The organism is Luteibacter sp. 9133, assembly GCF_000800155.1.
Lineage (GTDB): Bacteria > Pseudomonadota > Gammaproteobacteria > Xanthomonadales > Rhodanobacteraceae > Luteibacter > Luteibacter mycovicinus.
Genome location: NZ_JUHO01000001.1, coordinates 821,078 through 836,894 on the forward strand (window position 1 = coordinate 821,078; position 15,817 = coordinate 836,894).

A 15,817-nucleotide genomic window follows, 5' to 3' on the forward strand; every position below is an offset into this window, starting at 1 on the left:
CTGCCGCTGTCGCGCGCGGGGCGCGCTCCTACATTAGTGGGTGGTGTCAGACCCCGATCCCGTAGGGATCGCTCGACGCAAACTCATTGCCCGTCGCACCTTCCGACAGACGAATCTTCAGCGCCAGGCCATCGCGCGAATCCGCCTTGTTCAGGCACTCCTCGAGCGTGATCTTGCCGTCCTTGTACAGGCGGTAGAGCGACTGGTCGAAGGTCTGCATGCCTTCCTGCAGGCTGCGGTCCATGGCGTCCTTCACCTCGTGGATCTGGCCGCGGCGGATCATGTCGCGGATCAGCGGGGTATTGAGCAGCACCTCGGTCGCCGGCATGCGGCGGCCGTCCTTGCCGATCACCAGGCGCTGGCTGATCACCGCGCGCAGGTTGAGGGCCAGGTTCATCAGCACGTTCTTGTGCGCCGACTCGCCGAAGAAGTTGAGGATGCGCTCCAGCGTCTGGTCGGCGTTGTTCGAGTGCAGGGTGGCCAGGCACAGGTGACCGGTCTCGGAGAACGAGATGGCCGCCTCCATCGTCTCGGTGTCGCGGATCTCACCGATCATGATGACGTCCGGGGCCTCGCGCATCGCGTTCTTCAGCGCCTCGTGATAGCTGTGGGTATCCAGTCCCACCTCACGCTGGTTGACGATGGAGCGCTTGTGCCGGTGCAGGTACTCGATCGGGTCCTCGATGGTGAGGATATGGCCCGAGCTGTTGCTGTTGCGGTGGTCGAGCATGGCCGCCAGGGTGGTGGACTTGCCCGAGCCGGTAGCGCCCACGACCAGGATCAGGCCGCGTGGCTCCATGATCAGATCGCGGAAAATCGTCGGCAGCTGCAGCTCTTCCAGCGAGGGTATCTCGCTCTTGATGGCACGGATGACCATGCCGATCTCGCCGCGCTGCTTGAACACGTTGATACGGAAGCGACCGGCTTCCTTCACGGCCAGGGCCATGTTCAGCTCGAGATCGCGCTCGAACTGCGGCACCTGACCCTCGTCCATGAGCGAATAGGCGATCTTCTTGACCATGCCGCTCGGCAGGCCGGTATTTCCCAACGGGTACAGCTTGCCTTCCACCTTGATGTTCACAGGGGCGCCGGTCGTCAGGAACATATCCGACGCGCCCTTGTCCACCATCAGCTTAAGGAAATAACCGATATCCACCTAAACCCCCGGACGTTCATTACAATCGAGTCGAGGTCATAGCCTGACCGTTATATATATCGACAATATCTCGCAAACCTGTACGAGGAACGAGTGATGGTGCACAACTTGCCGTCGAAAGCCCTTTCCAAGGGCCGCCGGCTCATTGCTCAGGCCGCCCTGGGCCTTGGTATCGCTACGCTCGCCGGCTGTGCCAGCGCCCCCCCACCCGACGGCTCGATGAACCAGGCACTGGCCCAGCTGCAGGCTGCCAGAGACGCCGGAGCGGCCGATTATGCGCCGGTCGATCTCGATTATGCGCAGGGAAAATTCCGTCAGGCGCAGGCCGCGATGGCCAGCCGCAAGTACGACGAGGCGGCGGTGCTCGCCGACGAGTCGCGTGCCGACAGCGAACTGGCCCGGGCCAAGGCCCGTCTGGGTGCCGCCCGCGCCCAGAACACGGCCAAGAGTCAGGAAAACTCCCGCATGCGCGTCGAGATGATCGACAACCATGCCAACGACACGGTGCCCATCCCGACCAACGTGCAGGAAACCGAATCGGTCCTGCCCGAGCCGACGGACAGCACGCAGCCGCCGGTCGGTGGTCAGACCCAGCCCCTGAATGACAATTCGGGCAACCAGATCCAGCCGTCCACCAACCAGGGAGGCCAGTGATGAAGCGTTCGACCCTCCTTACCTCCGCGCTGGCCCTCGCGCTTGCCGCGGGCAGCGCCATGGCCGCCACGGACGACCTGGACATCCGCCGTCTCAATTCGAGCCTGGACCAGCTGTCGTCGGACCCCGTGCTGGGCAATTACGCCCAGGCTGAACAGGCTCGCGCCCGCGAAGCGATCAGCCAGATGGCCCAGTTCCGTCCCAAGGACAAGGAGCACGGCCATCTGTTGTATGTCGCCGAGCGCCGGGTGGACATCGCCAAGGCGATGGCCCAGTACCAGGATGCCCAGGCCAAGAGCGCCCAGCTGGACCGCGAGCATGACGCCATCCTGCTGGAGGCCAGTCGGCTCGACGCCGAGATGGCCCGTCGCCAGCTCGAGCAGCAGCGTGCCCAGAACCAGATGATCCAGGAAGAGGCCGCCCGCCTGCAGCAGCAGGGTGTCGACTACGCCCAGGCGCTGGAGCAGGCCAAGGCTGAAGGCGACAAGGCCAAACAGGTCGCCGCGGCACAGGCCAAGGTGGCTAACGCCGCCAAGAAGCAGGCCGCGCTGGCCGAGGCCGCCGCGCGTGCCATGCGTGATATGAACTCGTCCGACGGTGGGGCGCCAGCCTCCACGCCTGCACCGAAAAAGAGCAAGAAAACCGACGGCAACTGAGAAATATCGCTCTTGCAGGCGCATGGCTAGCGGAGTAGCTTCGGTCTCCCGGCACCCGAAAATTCAGGGTGCCGGTCCTGCCGGAGCATGCGAAGAACTTGCCCGCATGGCTCCCCTCACGACCGGCCCGCGCATCGGGCCGATCCCACCGCGAGGAGTTTGCAATGTTCGAAAACCAGCAGCGCGACGACGTCGAAAAGTTCATCCATGCCGATGCGGAAACCCGTCGTCTCTTCTATCGCCACCAGGAACTCGATACCAAGTTGCGTGACGCCAACATCGGCTGTCTGCCTATCGACGACGTAAGCCTTGGGGGCCTCAAGAAGGAAAAGCTGCAGGCGAAGGAAAAGCTGCAGCGAATGTGGGATAGCTGGCAAAAGTCGCCACACTGACCACCCTCAATCAGTTCATTAATTGACCGACGGGCGCCGAAAGGTGCCCGTTTTGCATCTGTAGGAGCGCGCCCTGCGCGCGACCCCTCCCCTACGCCCTTTCGCCTCCGCCAATCAGCCGGGCATCCGTTCACAGGCACACCCTTTATGATGTGCGCCCATAGGGCGAGGTCGAAGGGGCCGCGCCGTTCCAGACGATTGGAGTTTCAATGAGTGTTCATGACAGCGTCCTCGACCTGATCGGTCATACCCCGATGGTGCGCGCCCAGCGCCTGGACGCGGGCCCGTGCGAGCTCTTTCTCAAGCTTGAGAGCGCCAACCCGGGCGGATCCGTCAAGGACCGTATCGGCATGTCGATGATCGAAGGCGCCGAGCGCGCCGGCAAGATCAAGCCGGGCGACACCCTTGTGGAAGGTACCGCCGGCAATACTGGTCTCGGCCTGGCGCTGGTCGCCCAACAGAAGGGCTACCGGCTCGTGCTGGTCGTGCCGGACAAGATGAGCCGGGAAAAAATCTTCAACCTCAAGGCGATGGGTGCGGAAGTGGTGCTGACCCGTTCGGATGTCGCCAAGGGACATCCGGAGTACTACCAGGACATGGCCGAGCGCATCGCGCGCGAAACCCCGGGGGCGTACTTCATCAACCAGTTCGGCAACCCGGACAACCCGCTCGCGCACGTGCAGACGACGGGGCCGGAAATCCTCGCGCAGATGGACGGCAAGGTCGACGCCATCGTGGTCGGCTGCGGCTCGTCCGGCACCATGAGCGGCCTGACCGCCTACCTGAAAGAGCACTCGCCGAACACGCGGATCATCCTCGCGGATCCGGTGGGCTCCATCCTTGCCGAGTACATCAACGAGGGTACCCTGTCGGAGAAGTCCGGCAGCTGGATGGTCGAAGGCATCGGTGAAGATTTCCTGCCATCGATCAGCGACTTCTCGCTCGTCGAGAAGGCATTCGCCATCACCGACAAGGAAAGCTTCCTGGCCGCGCGCGAACTGCTGGCGAAGGAGGGTGTCCTCGGCGGCTCCTCCACCGGCACGCTGCTCGCCGCCGCGCTGAAATACTGCCGCGAACAGACCACGCCCAAGCGCGTGGTCACGCTGGTCTGCGATACCGGCAACAAGTACCTCTCGAAGATGTACAACGACTACTGGATGCTGGACAACGGCTTCCTGGAACGCGAGCGCTACAACGACCTGCGCGACCTGATCCTGCGCCCGTATGCCCAGCGCGACACGGTCGTGATCAAGCCGGACGACATGCTCGTGACCGCTTATAACCGCATGAAGCTATACGACGTCTCGCAGCTTCCCGTGATGGAAGGCGACCGTATCGTCGGCATCCTCGACGAATCGGACGTGCTGCTCCACGTGCATGCCGACGAGGCGAAGTTCCGCGACCCCGTGTCCACCGCGATGATCGCTTCGCCGGAAATGCTCCAGGTCCGGGAGCCGATCGAGGCACTCCTGCCCGTGTTCGAGAAGGGGCACGTGGCCATCGTCGTCGACGGCGACCAGTTCCTCGGTCTGATCACCCGGATCGACCTGCTCAATTACCTGCGCCGCAAAGTTAACTGATAAGGATTCTGAACCATGTGTGGAATCGTCGCCGCTGTCGCCCAGCGTGATATCGCACCCATTCTGATCGCGGGCCTCAAAGCCCTCGAGTATCGCGGCTACGATTCCGCGGGCATGGCCATCGCGGACGCCGGCGAGATTCGCCGGGTGCGTGCGAAGGGCAAGGTTCGCGAGATGGAAGCGCTGTACGACGCCGATCCCGTCCCGGGCGGCACCGGTATCGCGCATACCCGCTGGGCCACGCACGGCGTGCCCAGCGAAAAGAACGCGCATCCGCACGTACAGGGCCGGATCGCCATCGTGCACAACGGCATCATCGAGAACTACGCGTCGCTGCGTGAGGGTCTGAAAGCGAAGGGTCGTACCTTCCACTCCGAGACCGACACGGAAGTGATGGGCGCGGTCATCGACGAGCACGTGCAGGCCGGTAAGCCGCTGCGCGAAGCGGTTACCGCCGCCGTGCGCGAACTCGAAGGTGCGTACGCCATCGCGGTGATGAGTCTGGACGAGCCCGAGCGTATCGTCGGTGCCCGTCGCGGCTGCCCGCTGCTGGTTGGCATCGGCATCGGCGAGCACTTCCTCGGGTCGGACGCGCAGGCGCTGATCAAGGTCACCAACCGCATGATGTACCTCGAGGAAGACGACGTCGTCGAGATCACCCGTGAAACCGTCGAGGTGTTCGATCTCGATGGCAAGCGTGTCGACCGTACCGCGCACGAGAGCGAGATCAGTGCCGACTCGGTCGAGCGCGGCGAATACCGTCACTACATGCAAAAGGAGATCTTCGAGCAGCCGCGTGCCGTGGCCGACACTCTCGAAGGGCGCATCGGTCCGCACGGCGTGTTGCCCAATATCTTCGGCATCGACGCCGATCCGATCCTCGACAAGACGCGCACCATCCATATCGTGGCCTGCGGTACGAGCTACCACGCCGGTATGGTCGCCAAGTACTGGATCGAGGAATTCGCCCGTATCCCGGTCGTCGTCGAAGTGGCCAGCGAATACCGCTACCGCGATGTCGTCGTGCCCGAGAACACGCTGTTCGTCGCCGTCTCCCAGTCGGGCGAAACCGCCGATACCCTGGCGGCTATGCGTGAATCGCGTCGTCGCGGCTACCTCGCTACGTTCGCGATCTGCAACGTGCCCGAGTCGTCCGTCGTGCGCGAGTCCGATCTGCGTCTGATGACACGAGCGGGCCCGGAGATCGGCGTCGCCTCAACCAAGGCCTTTACCACGCAGCTCACCGCATTCGCCCTGCTGGCGCTGGACCTCGGCCGCCGTCGTGGTCTGGACGAGGCAAAGTACCTCGAGCACTGCAAGGAGCTGCAGTCGCTGCCGCGCTATATCGAGAACGCGCTGAAGAGCGAAGCGGAGATCGTCACGATCGCCGACCACTTCGTGGCCAAGCAGCATGCGCTGTTCCTGGGGCGTGGTGCGCAGTTCCCGGTGGCACTCGAGGGCTCGCTCAAGCTGAAGGAAATCTCGTACATCCACGCCGAGGCTTATCCGGCGGGCGAACTGAAGCACGGCCCGTTGGCGCTGGTCGACGAAAATATGCCGATCGTGGCCGTGGCCCCGAATGGCCCGCTCCTGGACAAGCTGAAGTCCAACCTTCAGGAAGTTCGTGCACGCGGCGGCGAGCTGATCGTTTTCGCCGACGAGCGTGCGGAGCTGGACGAGGATTCTCAGGAGAACATCGCGACGGTGCGCGTCGACGGCGGTGGCGATCTGATCGCGCCGGCTGTGTTTACGATTCCGATGCAGCTGCTTGCGTACCACGTGGCCGTGATGCGCGGGACGGATGTGGACCAGCCGCGTAACCTGGCGAAATCGGTGACGGTGGAATGAGTGACGCGCCGTTTGGTTTACGTCGATGATCCTGCGTCGTAAGCGCCGCTCATTACCGTACGCAGTTCGCTTCTCCAGTCCGGCGGCGTGATGCCGAACACCGTTTGCACTCTGGTCGTGTCGAGCACAGACCATGCGGGGCGCTTCGCGGGCGTCGGAAACCCCGCCGTATCGGTTGGAAGCAACAATGGGGCTGCATTCAAACGGCCTGTTTGAACTGCCTCTTCGAATATGGCCTGTGCAAAACCATGCCATGTTGTCTCGCCGCTTGCTGTCAGATGGTAAATGCCGCTCGCCTCGCGACGTGATCGGCGTTCCCTCATCCACTTCTGTGCGATAAGTGCGGTGGCTTTCGCGAGGAAGCCGGCACTCGTAGGCGTCCCATGCTGGTCGTCCACGACGGTCAACGAATGGCGCTCGGCGCCGAGGCGGAGCATGGTCGTCAGGAAATTACGACCGCGCAGGCTGTAGACCCAGGCGGTCCGCAATATCAGATGATCCGCGCTCATTCGGGAGAGTGCGATCTCTCCGTTGAGCTTGCTCTTTCCGTAAACGCCAAGCGGCCCGGTCGGGTCGTCTTCGACATATGGCCGGGTACCCGTTCCGTCGAATACGTAATCGGTGGAAAAGTGGATGAGCGCACCATTCCATGATGTGATCACCGAGGCGATCACCGCCGGGAGGGCTGCGTTGGCCAGCATGGCCTCCTCGCTGTCCGCCTCGGCCTGGTCCACGGCCGTGTACGCCGCCGCATTCACCACCAGGTCGGGGCTCTCTCTGGCGAGGAGCGAGAGCAGCCCCGCCGTATCCTTAAGATCGATGCGCAGCGATTCATCGAGAGCATGGCGCGACGATGCCCGTACTGTGCCTATATCAGCAAGCGACCGCTGCAAGTAGCCGCCCAGCTGACCTTCGGCCCCGAGCAGCAGGATCTTCACGGCACGTAATCGGGTAGCCGTTCGCGCGGCACCTCGTCGACGAGGGGGGCCTTCCGATCCTTCGGCGAGAGTTCGGGGTCGGTGACCGGCCAGTCGATGGCGAAGCGCGCATCGTTCCAGCGAATCGCCGCATCGGCGGCAGGGTCGTATAGGGTCGTGCACTGATAGGTGAACGTCGCCTGCTCGGAGACGACGCAAAAGCCGTGGGCAAAACCGGGGGCGATCCAGAGATGCCGCTTGTTCTCGCCCGAGAGCATGACCGCTACGGACTTTCCGAAGTGCGGCGAGTCAGGTCGGATGTCGACGGCGACGTCGTAAACCTCACCGTCGAGAACGCTGACCAGTTTCCCCTGCGGGTTCGGCCACTGATAGTGCAGTCCGCGCAATACGCCACGGCGTGACTTGGAGACGTTGCTCTGCACGAAGCTGGCGTCAATGCCGTGAGCGGCAAAGCGCGCCTGATTGAACGCTTCGTAGAAGAAACCGCGCTCGTCGCCGAATACCGTCGGTTCGACGATGACGACGCCGGGTAACTGAGTGGCAATGCATTTCACGCTGGTCCATCCTGCTCGGCGAGGCGCAGAAGATACTGTCCGTAGCCTACTTTGGACAGGGGCTCTGCCAGGCGCACAAGCTGGTTGCGATCTATCCAGCCATTGACGAACGCGATTTCCTCAGGGCAACAGATCTTGAGGCCTTGCCGGTTTTCGATGGTCTGGATGTAGTTGCCCGCTTCCATGAGGGACTCGTGCGTTCCTGTATCCAGCCACGCGTGACCGCGGCCGAGCTGTTCCAGGTGCAACTCCTGCTGGCTCAGATAACGTCGGTTGAGGTCCGTGATCTCGAGCTCGCCGCGCACCGAGGGCGTCAGCTCGGAGGCGTAGGCGGGCGCGTGCTCGTCGTAAAAATAAAGGCCCGTGACCGCATGGTTCGACTTAGGGTGGGTCGGCTTTTCTTCGATGTCGATCACCTTGCCATCGGTGCCCAGGGTAGCTACGCCGTAACGCTGTGGGTCACGTACCCAGTAGCCAAACACGGTTGCGCCGCGCTCGCGCGTGGCGGCACGGCGCATGCGTTCGATCAGCCCGTCACCATAGAAAATGTTGTCGCCCAACACCAGGCAGCTCGGGGCGCCGTCGAGGAAGTCCTTGCCAATGAGGAACGCCTGAGCAAGGCCATCCGGGTTTGGCTGCACTGCATAGTCGATCGAAATACCCCACTGCGATCCGTCGCCGAGCAAGCGCTGGAACATGCTCTGCTCGTGGGGCGTGTTGATTACCAGGATCTCGCGGATACCGGCCAGCATCAGCGTGCCCAGCGGGTAGTAGATCATCGGCTTGTCGTACACGGGCAGGAGCTGCTTGCTGACACCCTGGGTGATCGGATACAGCCGTGTGCCCGATCCTCCGGCCAGGATGATTCCCTTGCGATTCTTCATTGTCCGAGTCGTTCCATCCGATAGCTGCCGTCGAGGATACTGCTCACCCATGTCTGGTTGGCCAGATACCAGTCCACGGTGCGTGCCAGGCCCGAAACGAAATCGTTGCGTGGTGTCCAGCCGAGTTCACGCTGGATCTTGCCGGCATCGATCGCATAGCGGCGGTCATGTCCCGGACGGTCCCGGACGAACCGTATCAGCGACTCGCGCGGTGTGGCGCCGGGTACCCGCTGATCGAGTAAGCGGCAAAGCGCCCGGACCACGTCGATGTTGGTCTTCTCACTGTCTCCACCTACATTGTAGGTTTCGCCGGGGCTTCCCTTGTCCAGCACCGCGGCGATGGCGTCGCAGTGGTCCTCGACGAAGAGCCAGTCGCGCACGTTCAGGCCATCGCCATAGACCGGCAGCGGCTCGCCCGCCAGCGCCTTCTGAATGACCAGCGGGATCAGCTTTTCGGGGAACTGGTAAGGCCCGTAGTTGTTCGAGCAGTTCGTCGTCAGCGTCGGCAGGCCATACGTGTGATGGAAGGCGCGGACCAGATGATCGGATGCCGCCTTGGACGCGGAGTAGGGCGAGTTGGGCGCATACGGTGTGTCTTCGGTAAACCGCCCCTCGGCGCCAAGTGAGCCGTACACCTCGTCCGTGGATACGTGCAGAAAGCGGAAGCGCTTCGCGCCGTCCTCGTCGAGCGTGCGCCAGTAATCGCGGGTCACCTCCAGCAAGGTGAGCGTCGCCGCCACATTGGTCTGAATGAACGCCGCCGGCCCGTCAATGGAGCGGTCGACATGGGACTCCGCGGCGAAATTAAGCACGGCATCGGGCCGGTGCTCCGCCAGGAGTGCGGCCACCAGCGCGGCATCACCAATATCCCCTTCCACGAAGACGTGGTCAGGATGGTTCCTGAGCGAGGCCAGTGTGGACAGGTTGCCGGCATAGGTCAGCTTGTCCAGGTTGACCACGTGGTGGCCAGCGGCCATGGCGCGATGGACGAAGTTTCCGCCGATGAAGCCGGCACCGCCGGTGACCAGTAATGTGGGCATGAAGAACCTTATCGATGGCCCCGGCAAGCTCCCGGTGGCGATGGCGCCGATTATGGGCGATTGGGCCCGCGCCGTCCCCTTGCACGGGGACTTGATGAATATCGCTTCAGACTCCTCAGCCGAGAGACCGGCAAGACGGTAATATAAGTCGCTTTGCCGTGGCGCATGGTGCGCGCTCGGAACAATTATTTCAGGTAGATCAATGGCTTCCAAGAAAGCGACGCAAGTACTGGGTCTGGGCACGCGTGCCATTCACGCCGGGCAGCATCCCGATCCGTCGACGGGCGCCATCATGACGCCGATCTATGCGACCTCTACTTACGTGCAGTCCAGCCCCGGTAAGCACCAGGGTTATGAGTACTCGCGCACCCAGAACCCGACCCGCATGGCTTACGAGCGCTGCGTGGCCGACCTGGAAGGTGGAGTCGCGGGCTTCGCCTTCGGCTCCGGCCTGGGCGGCGCTTCCACGGTGCTGGACCTGCTCGATTCGGGTGACCACGTCATCGCCATGGACGACCTCTACGGTGGTACCTACCGGCTGTTCGAGCGCGTTCGTCGACGCTCCGCCGGTCTGGATTTTACGTTCCTGGATCTCAATGACGCGGTCGCCCTCAAGGCTGCGCTCAAGCCCAACACGAAGATGATCTGGGCGGAGACGCCGACCAATCCGATGCTGAAGCTGGTCGACCTGGCCAAGCTGTCCGCTTTCGCAAAGAAGCACGGCCTGATTCTGGTGGTGGACAACACCTTCTGCTCGCCCATGCTGCAGCGCCCGATCGAATACGGGGCTGATCTTGTGCTGCACTCGGCCACCAAGTACCTCAACGGTCACTCGGATATGGTGGGTGGCATCGTGGTCGCCGCGAACGACGAAATGGCCGAGCGCATGGGTTTCCTGCAGAACTCGGTAGGCGCCGTGGCGGGTCCTTTCGACTCGTTTCTGGCGATGCGTGGCCTGAAGACGCTGCATCTGCGCATGAAGGCGCACTGCGAGTCGGCGCTGGACATCGCGCGTTGGCTCGAGAAGCACCCGGCGATCGAGCGGGTGATCTATCCCGGCCTGAAGTCGCATCCGCAGCACGCGCTGGCGCGCCGGCAGATGGATGGCTTCGGCGGGATCATCTCGGCGGAAGTGAAGGGCGGGATTCGCGCGGCGCGCAAGATGCTCGAGCGCTGCGAGATTTTCGCCCTGGCCGAATCGCTGGGCGGCGTGGAAAGCCTTATCGAGCACCCGGGGATCATGACCCATGCGTCCATCCCGCCGGCGACGCGCAAGCGGCTGGGGATCAGCGATGGGTTGATCCGGCTGTCGGTGGGTGTGGAGGATGTGGAAGATCTGCGTTCCGAACTCGCGCGTGCCCTTGCACGTTGACGCACGACGTCCCACCGTCCCTCGATTCGTCGAGAACGAGGTGCGATGGTTTCATCCGATATCAGAGCTAGGTCGCTGACATGACGTTTATCAGCTACGCACAGAACTTCGAAGACGTCATGCTGTATCGGGCACTAAAGCACGTGCAACGGGGTGTATATGTCGACGTCGGCGCCCAGCACCCGATAGTCGACTCGGTGACCAAGGCCTTCTCGCTAATGGGCTGGCGAGGCATCAACGTTGAACCGGTCCAGCGCTGGTTCGAGCTACTGGTAGCCGACCGCCCGAATGACATTAACCTTCAAGTGGCCGTAGGCGCCGACGGCGAGGCAACAATCTTCGATGTCGAGGGGACGGGGCTCTCGACATTGGACCCACACCTTGCCCAGCGTTACATCGCCGAAGGCCGGGCCGTGTCGGAGCACCGGGTTCGCACGGTTCCCTTGGATAACATTTTTCCTTCGCTCGAGGCCGACGATATTCACTTTCTGAAGATCGACTGCGAAGGCGCTGAGCGCGCTGTCCTCAAATCGGGCTCATTTGACGCGGTTCGCCCTTGGATCATCGTGGTCGAAGCAACCGCGCCGAACAGCCGAGTGAACACGGCCGATCAGTGGGAGACGTTATTGGCGGATAGTGGCTATCTGCGTGCTCACCACGACGGACTTAATATTTACTTTGTTGCGAAGGAACACGCATCGTTGCTTGACGCGTTTACTCTCCCACCCAACGTATTCGATGACTTCATCCGAGCCAATGAGGCGGAGGCCCTCAAACGCGCAGACTCTGCAGAACACCGGGCGCAGAAGCTCGACGTCGAAGTGCGCTCGCTGCGATCGAACGTGGACGATATATCCCGGCGATACGCCGCGGAACGGGAGGCGAAGCTCGAAGCGCTCGCAGGACTCGCGGAGTTGCGCCACGACATGCAGAGGCAGGTCGGACGCCTATCCTCGGAACTCTCGGCGCGGGACGATTTTATAGCAGCTATCCTTCAGAGTACTTCGTGGCGCATCAGCGCCCCGATTCGAGCCGCGAAGGCGGTGGCGCGGCGCGTCGGTCGTCTGAGCTGGCGGCTGGTCGGTCCTGCAGTGGTTCGTGCAGCGAGGGCCGCGCGCCCGCTTCTCCGAAACGTTCTTGAGATTCCGAGCATTCGTTCTGTCGCCAAACGTCTCTTTGGACCCGAGACGCGCATCGGCCGTCGTGCACGCTTGTTCATCCTGGGCACGGTTCGCAGCGCCGACGATCCGGCCCCACTGGCGATGACCGAAGGTGCGGAAGCGATTGAAAAGATATTGCGCGCTGCCATTGGCAGGCGGACACGCTGATGGTTGTGGAACAGAGGGGGCATTGATGCGTTTACTCATCGATCTGCAGGCGTGCCAGTCGCCTGGAGGAAGCATTCGTGGCGTAGGTCGCTACTGTCTTTCTCTAGCGCGAGCCATGGCGCGTGCCGATCGCGGCCACCAGGTTTGGTTTATGCTCAATGGGAGCATGGAGTTATCCGCCGCAAAGCTGCGAGATATACTTCGTGAGCTTGTACCGCCAGAGCGTGTGGTGTGCTGGCAGTCGGTACGACCGACGGCGGCCATCGAGCCGGCCAATGCGGTTCGTGCATCGATTGCGGAATGCTTGCGGGAGGAATTCATAGAGGAATTCGCCCCAGATGTTGTGCTGACCATGAGCATGGTGGATGGCTACGGCGATTCCGTGGTGACCTCCGTGCGGGCGGGATCCTCGGCTATGCAAGCGGCCATCGTATTCGACTTGATACCGCTCGCAATTCCCGACGTCTATTTGGCGAACCCGAGCGTCGAGCGTTGGTACCGGAAGAAGGTGGAACACCTGAAGCAGTGCGACCTTCTCCTGGGTATTTCAAGGTTCACGACGGACGAAGTCCGCAGTTTCCTCAATCTCCCTGCTGAATCGGTTGTTGACATATCGGCAGCGGTCGGTCCCGAGTTCCGTCCTCTACGTGATTCTGCTCACGCCGGCGCGGTGGGCCGAAAGTACGGTATCGGCAAGCCGTTCGTTATGTACGCCGGTGGCTACGACCCGCGGAAGAACCTTGTTCGGCTGATTGAAGCGTTTGCTGTGTTGCCGCGGGAGTTGAGAAAGTCGCACCAATTGGTATTTGTCGGCGGTATTGGGGAACCCGAACTCCTGGCGCTCAAGCGGGCTGCTGAGGCGCATGGCCTCTCCGCCGACGATCTTGTTTTTACGGGCTTTGTCAGTGACGAGGAGTTGGTCCGCTTCTATAATGCTTGTGCTCTCTACGCTTTCCCATCGACCCACGAAGGATTCGGGCTCCCCGCCCTCGAGGCCATGTCCTGCGGCGCGGTGGTGATCGGGTCAAACACGACCAGCCTGCCCGAGGTTATCGCTTGTGACGAGGCACTGTTTGATCCGTATGATGTTTCGGATATGGCTCGGAAGCTTCATGAGGGGCTGATCGACGAAGCCTTTAGGGGTCGGATGCGTGAGCACGGTCTTCGTCAGTCGCGCCGTTTTTCTTGGGCTCACTCCGCCAATTTGGCGTGGGCCGCGTTGGAAAACGGTCTCGCTTCCTTCGAGCGTAAGACGCAACTTGCCGTTGGTGCGATGTCACCGCCGTCTCGACGTGTCGCTTTGCTCTCTAGCGGGTCTCCAGCATATGCGGTCGAGGCACTCGCAGCTTTCACTGCGGGACCGGTAGCTCTGTTTGGCGACACTCAGGACCCGAAGCTTGCGAAAGCGCTTCTACCGCCGTCGTGGTCGATGCGAGCCTTAAGATCGTTCGACCCGTCGAAATTCGACGATGTGTTCGTCCATGTGCGTGACGTCGCTGAGGCTGTCCCTCTCCTCCAAGCGGTAAGCGATTGTCGTGCGATCCTGATCTTGCAAGGTGAACGCTGCACGACGATCGCCACATCACTCGCAGGTCAGAAGTCAGCTCTTCTGGATGCGATGCTTTATGGATCGGGCGGCTATCGTGACCTGGCTCACCGTGCCCGCGATGATGCATTCACGGATCTTCCGATGCGAGCCGTGTTATTCGGCTCCCCGCTTTGGTCCAGTAGTGAGCGTTTCTTTTCCGGATACGGCGACGATGCGCGCGCTGAGCGTATTGCGGCGATCAAGGGTGTCGCTGAGTTGAGCGCCGACGAGTTGAGGCAAGTGGCGGTCGCGCTCTCCGAGAATGGTCCACCTCGTTACGGTCAGAGAACGCTTTACGTCGACATTTCACAGCTGTTCACTACTGATGCGGGGACCGGCATCCAGCGTGTGGTCCGTCACATGGTGGCCGACCTTGTCGGTGCGGTACCGCCAGGCTTTCGCGTGGAACCTGTGTATCTCAGCGCGGGGGACGTGTTCCGTTACGCTCGCTCGTACATGGCAAAGCGTTTCCACAGTGGTGCTGAGCTACCCGGTAACGCCGCCGTTGATTTCCGACAAGGAGACATCTTCTTGGGTCTGGATTTGTCGGCACACCTAGTACCCTCGCAAAAGAACATCTTCGTACGCATGCGTAGCCTGGGCGTCGCTGTCACCTTCGTGGTGTACGATATGCTTCCGCTCCAACGCCCCGATTGCTTCGACATCCACGGTCTTCCCATGTTTCGGAAGTGGTACGAGGCGATCGCCGAGGTGGCCGACGGCATCTTGGCGATATCGCGCACGGTAGCGGACGAGTTCAAGTACTGGCTCCCCCAAGCGGACCCAGTGCGGCTGTCTCCACTCCGCATCGGTTGGTTCCACCTCGGAGCCGATCTAGCAAAGGGAGTTAACGCAGGGCTCGATGCATCGGTGCTGCCGCAGGGGCTCGATGGTAGCCCCACCCTGCTCATGGTCGGAACTGTCGAGCCCAGAAAGGGGCACGCGCAGGCTCTGGCGGCGATGGACCAGCTCTGGGAACGCGGTGCTGACTTGAATCTGGTCCTCATCGGCAGGGCTGGCTGGCGCGTCGAAGAACTCGTCAAGCGGTTGCGCAGCCACCCTCTGTCCGGCCGCCGATTGTTCTGGCTGGAGCATGCAGACGACCAGCAGCTGGTCGCGATGTATCATGCTGCGTCTGCGCTACTGGTGCCCTCAGAAGGCGAGGGATTCGGCCTTCCGCTGATCGAGGCGGCACAATACGGACTGCCGATCATCGCTCGCGACCTTCCGGTCTTCCAGGAGGTTGCAGGTCGGCACGCGTTTTACTTCAATGGTCTCGAGCCTGCTGCCATGGCGGACGCGATCTCGCGATGGCTAGTCTTGTTCGAGCAGGGGCTCGCTCCTCAGTCGCGGGATATGCCTTGGTTGACGTGGGAGCAAAGCGCTGCGCAAGTCGTTGACGTTATAGTGCGAGGAGGCTGGCAAGACGTCTGGACGCAGGGTGTTTTTCGTCGATTCTTGGCTACCGACTATCGAGCGGAGGCGACCACAGGTTTGCTGACTCGTGGAGAGAGGCGATCGAACGGCCAATTCGGATTGCTCTACGAGACGGCTCCGTTTGCGCTCACGGAGGGTCTGTATTCCGTTCGCGTAATTGGACGGATGAGTAGTTCGGGTGGCATGGCATGGCTCGATGTCGTGGCCGGCAAGGGGTTGGTTCGTTGTGAATCAACGCAGCTCGTCGCTGACGCGAGCGCTATCGACGCTCTCGATCTCATCGTGGAAGAAGACGCATGCGGGGTGCAGATCAGGGTCATGGTCGACGCCGACATCGACCTCGCGTTTCAAGCCATAGAGATTTCGCCGATGGCCTCGCCGTGAACAGCC

The 15,817-nt window shown here is 62.0% G+C and carries 13 protein-coding genes; 8 read left to right on the plus strand and 5 right to left on the minus strand.

What is annotated here, in order from left to right:
• Positions 1-46: 46 nt before the first annotated feature.
• On the minus strand, positions 47-1,156 hold the full coding sequence (locus tag FA87_RS03395) for a PilT/PilU family type 4a pilus ATPase (protein ID WP_036115787.1): 1,110 nt from the start codon (positions 1,154-1,156) through the stop codon (positions 47-49).
• Positions 1,157-1,252: 96 nt separating this feature from the next.
• On the opposite strand from FA87_RS03395, the gene FA87_RS03400 reads away from it, so the two are divergent.
• The 5 genes from FA87_RS03400 (at position 1,253) to glmS (ending at position 6,286) form a co-directional block, all read left to right on the plus strand.
• Positions 1,253-1,810, plus strand: coding sequence for a DUF4398 domain-containing protein (locus tag FA87_RS03400; RefSeq protein ID WP_036115784.1), 558 nt, complete (start codon positions 1,253-1,255; stop codon positions 1,808-1,810).
• Positions 1,810-2,466 (plus strand): DUF4398 domain-containing protein, encoded by a 657-nt coding sequence (locus FA87_RS03405; protein WP_043692412.1) that lies wholly within the window; start codon positions 1,810-1,812, stop codon positions 2,464-2,466. The genes FA87_RS03400 and FA87_RS03405 overlap by 1 nt, the downstream gene beginning before the upstream one ends.
• 164 nt (positions 2,467-2,630) lie before the next feature.
• Positions 2,631-2,858, plus strand: a complete 228-nt coding sequence (locus FA87_RS03410) for a YdcH family protein (protein ID WP_043692414.1) — start codon at positions 2,631-2,633, stop codon at positions 2,856-2,858.
• A 209-nt stretch (positions 2,859-3,067) separates the two neighbouring features.
• Positions 3,068-4,438: a pyridoxal-phosphate dependent enzyme gene (locus FA87_RS03415; protein WP_036115776.1), complete on the plus strand. Its 1,371-nt coding sequence runs from the start codon at positions 3,068-3,070 to the stop codon at positions 4,436-4,438.
• 15 nt (positions 4,439-4,453) lie between these two features.
• The gene (gene glmS, locus FA87_RS03420; protein WP_043692416.1) at positions 4,454-6,286 is read left to right on the plus strand and encodes a glutamine--fructose-6-phosphate transaminase (isomerizing); all 1,833 of its coding nucleotides are present in this window, start codon (positions 4,454-4,456) and stop codon (positions 6,284-6,286) included.
• A gap of 17 nt (positions 6,287-6,303) precedes the next feature.
• Here the strand turns inward: glmS and rfbD are convergent, their stop codons facing one another.
• Genes rfbD through rfbB form a run of 4 tightly spaced genes read right to left on the minus strand, consistent with a single transcriptional unit; the run spans position 6,304 to position 9,702 of the window.
• The gene (gene rfbD / locus FA87_RS03425) at positions 6,304-7,224 is read right to left on the minus strand and encodes a dTDP-4-dehydrorhamnose reductase (RefSeq protein ID WP_043692419.1); all 921 of its coding nucleotides are present in this window, start codon (positions 7,222-7,224) and stop codon (positions 6,304-6,306) included.
• A complete protein-coding gene (gene rfbC / locus FA87_RS03430) occupies positions 7,221-7,778 on the minus strand; it encodes a dTDP-4-dehydrorhamnose 3,5-epimerase (RefSeq protein WP_043692421.1) in 558 nt (185 codons plus the stop codon). Before rfbC ends, rfbD begins: the two co-directional genes overlap by 4 nt.
• A complete protein-coding gene (rfbA, locus tag FA87_RS03435) occupies positions 7,775-8,662 on the minus strand; it encodes a glucose-1-phosphate thymidylyltransferase RfbA (RefSeq protein ID WP_043692424.1) in 888 nt (295 codons plus the stop codon). The genes rfbC and rfbA overlap by 4 nt, the downstream gene beginning before the upstream one ends.
• On the minus strand, positions 8,659-9,702 hold the full coding sequence (rfbB, locus tag FA87_RS03440) for a dTDP-glucose 4,6-dehydratase (RefSeq protein WP_043692427.1): 1,044 nt from the start codon (positions 9,700-9,702) through the stop codon (positions 8,659-8,661). Before rfbB ends, rfbA begins: the two co-directional genes overlap by 4 nt.
• Positions 9,703-9,904: 202 nt before the next feature.
• Between rfbB and FA87_RS03445 the strand changes: the two genes are divergently transcribed.
• The 3 genes from FA87_RS03445 to FA87_RS19700 all read left to right on the plus strand — a co-directional run bounded on the left by FA87_RS03445 (position 9,905) and on the right by FA87_RS19700 (position 15,811).
• Entirely contained in the window at positions 9,905-11,074 is a 1,170-nt protein-coding gene (locus FA87_RS03445; RefSeq protein WP_043692430.1) for a PLP-dependent aspartate aminotransferase family protein, read from the plus strand.
• An 80-nt stretch (positions 11,075-11,154) separates the two neighbouring features.
• Entirely contained in the window at positions 11,155-12,402 is a 1,248-nt protein-coding gene (locus FA87_RS19695; RefSeq protein ID WP_052191123.1) for an FkbM family methyltransferase, read from the plus strand.
• Positions 12,403-12,427: 25 nt separating this feature from the next.
• Entirely contained in the window at positions 12,428-15,811 is a 3,384-nt protein-coding gene (locus FA87_RS19700) for a glycosyltransferase family 1 protein (RefSeq protein ID WP_081996452.1), read from the plus strand.
• Positions 15,812-15,817: the final 6 nt, after the last annotated feature.

Coding starts and splice junctions, on each gene's coding strand:
- FA87_RS03400 (WP_036115784.1), top strand. CDS start 1,253: ATGGTGCACAACTTGCCGTCGAAAGCCCTTTCCAAGGGCCGCCGGCTC.
- FA87_RS03405 (WP_043692412.1), top strand. CDS start 1,810: ATGAAGCGTTCGACCCTCCTTACCTCCGCGCTGGCCCTCGCGCTTGCC.
- FA87_RS03410 (WP_043692414.1), top strand. CDS start 2,631: ATGTTCGAAAACCAGCAGCGCGACGACGTCGAAAAGTTCATCCATGCC.
- FA87_RS03415 (WP_036115776.1), top strand. CDS start 3,068: ATGAGTGTTCATGACAGCGTCCTCGACCTGATCGGTCATACCCCGATG.
- glmS (WP_043692416.1), top strand. CDS start 4,454: ATGTGTGGAATCGTCGCCGCTGTCGCCCAGCGTGATATCGCACCCATT.
- rfbA (WP_043692424.1), bottom strand. CDS start 8,662: ATGAAGAATCGCAAGGGAATCATCCTGGCCGGAGGATCGGGCACACGG.
- rfbB (WP_043692427.1), bottom strand. CDS start 9,702: ATGCCCACATTACTGGTCACCGGCGGTGCCGGCTTCATCGGCGGAAAC.
- FA87_RS03445 (WP_043692430.1), top strand. CDS start 9,905: ATGGCTTCCAAGAAAGCGACGCAAGTACTGGGTCTGGGCACGCGTGCC.
- FA87_RS19695 (WP_052191123.1), top strand. CDS start 11,155: ATGACGTTTATCAGCTACGCACAGAACTTCGAAGACGTCATGCTGTAT.
- FA87_RS19700 (WP_081996452.1), top strand. CDS start 12,428: ATGCGTTTACTCATCGATCTGCAGGCGTGCCAGTCGCCTGGAGGAAGC.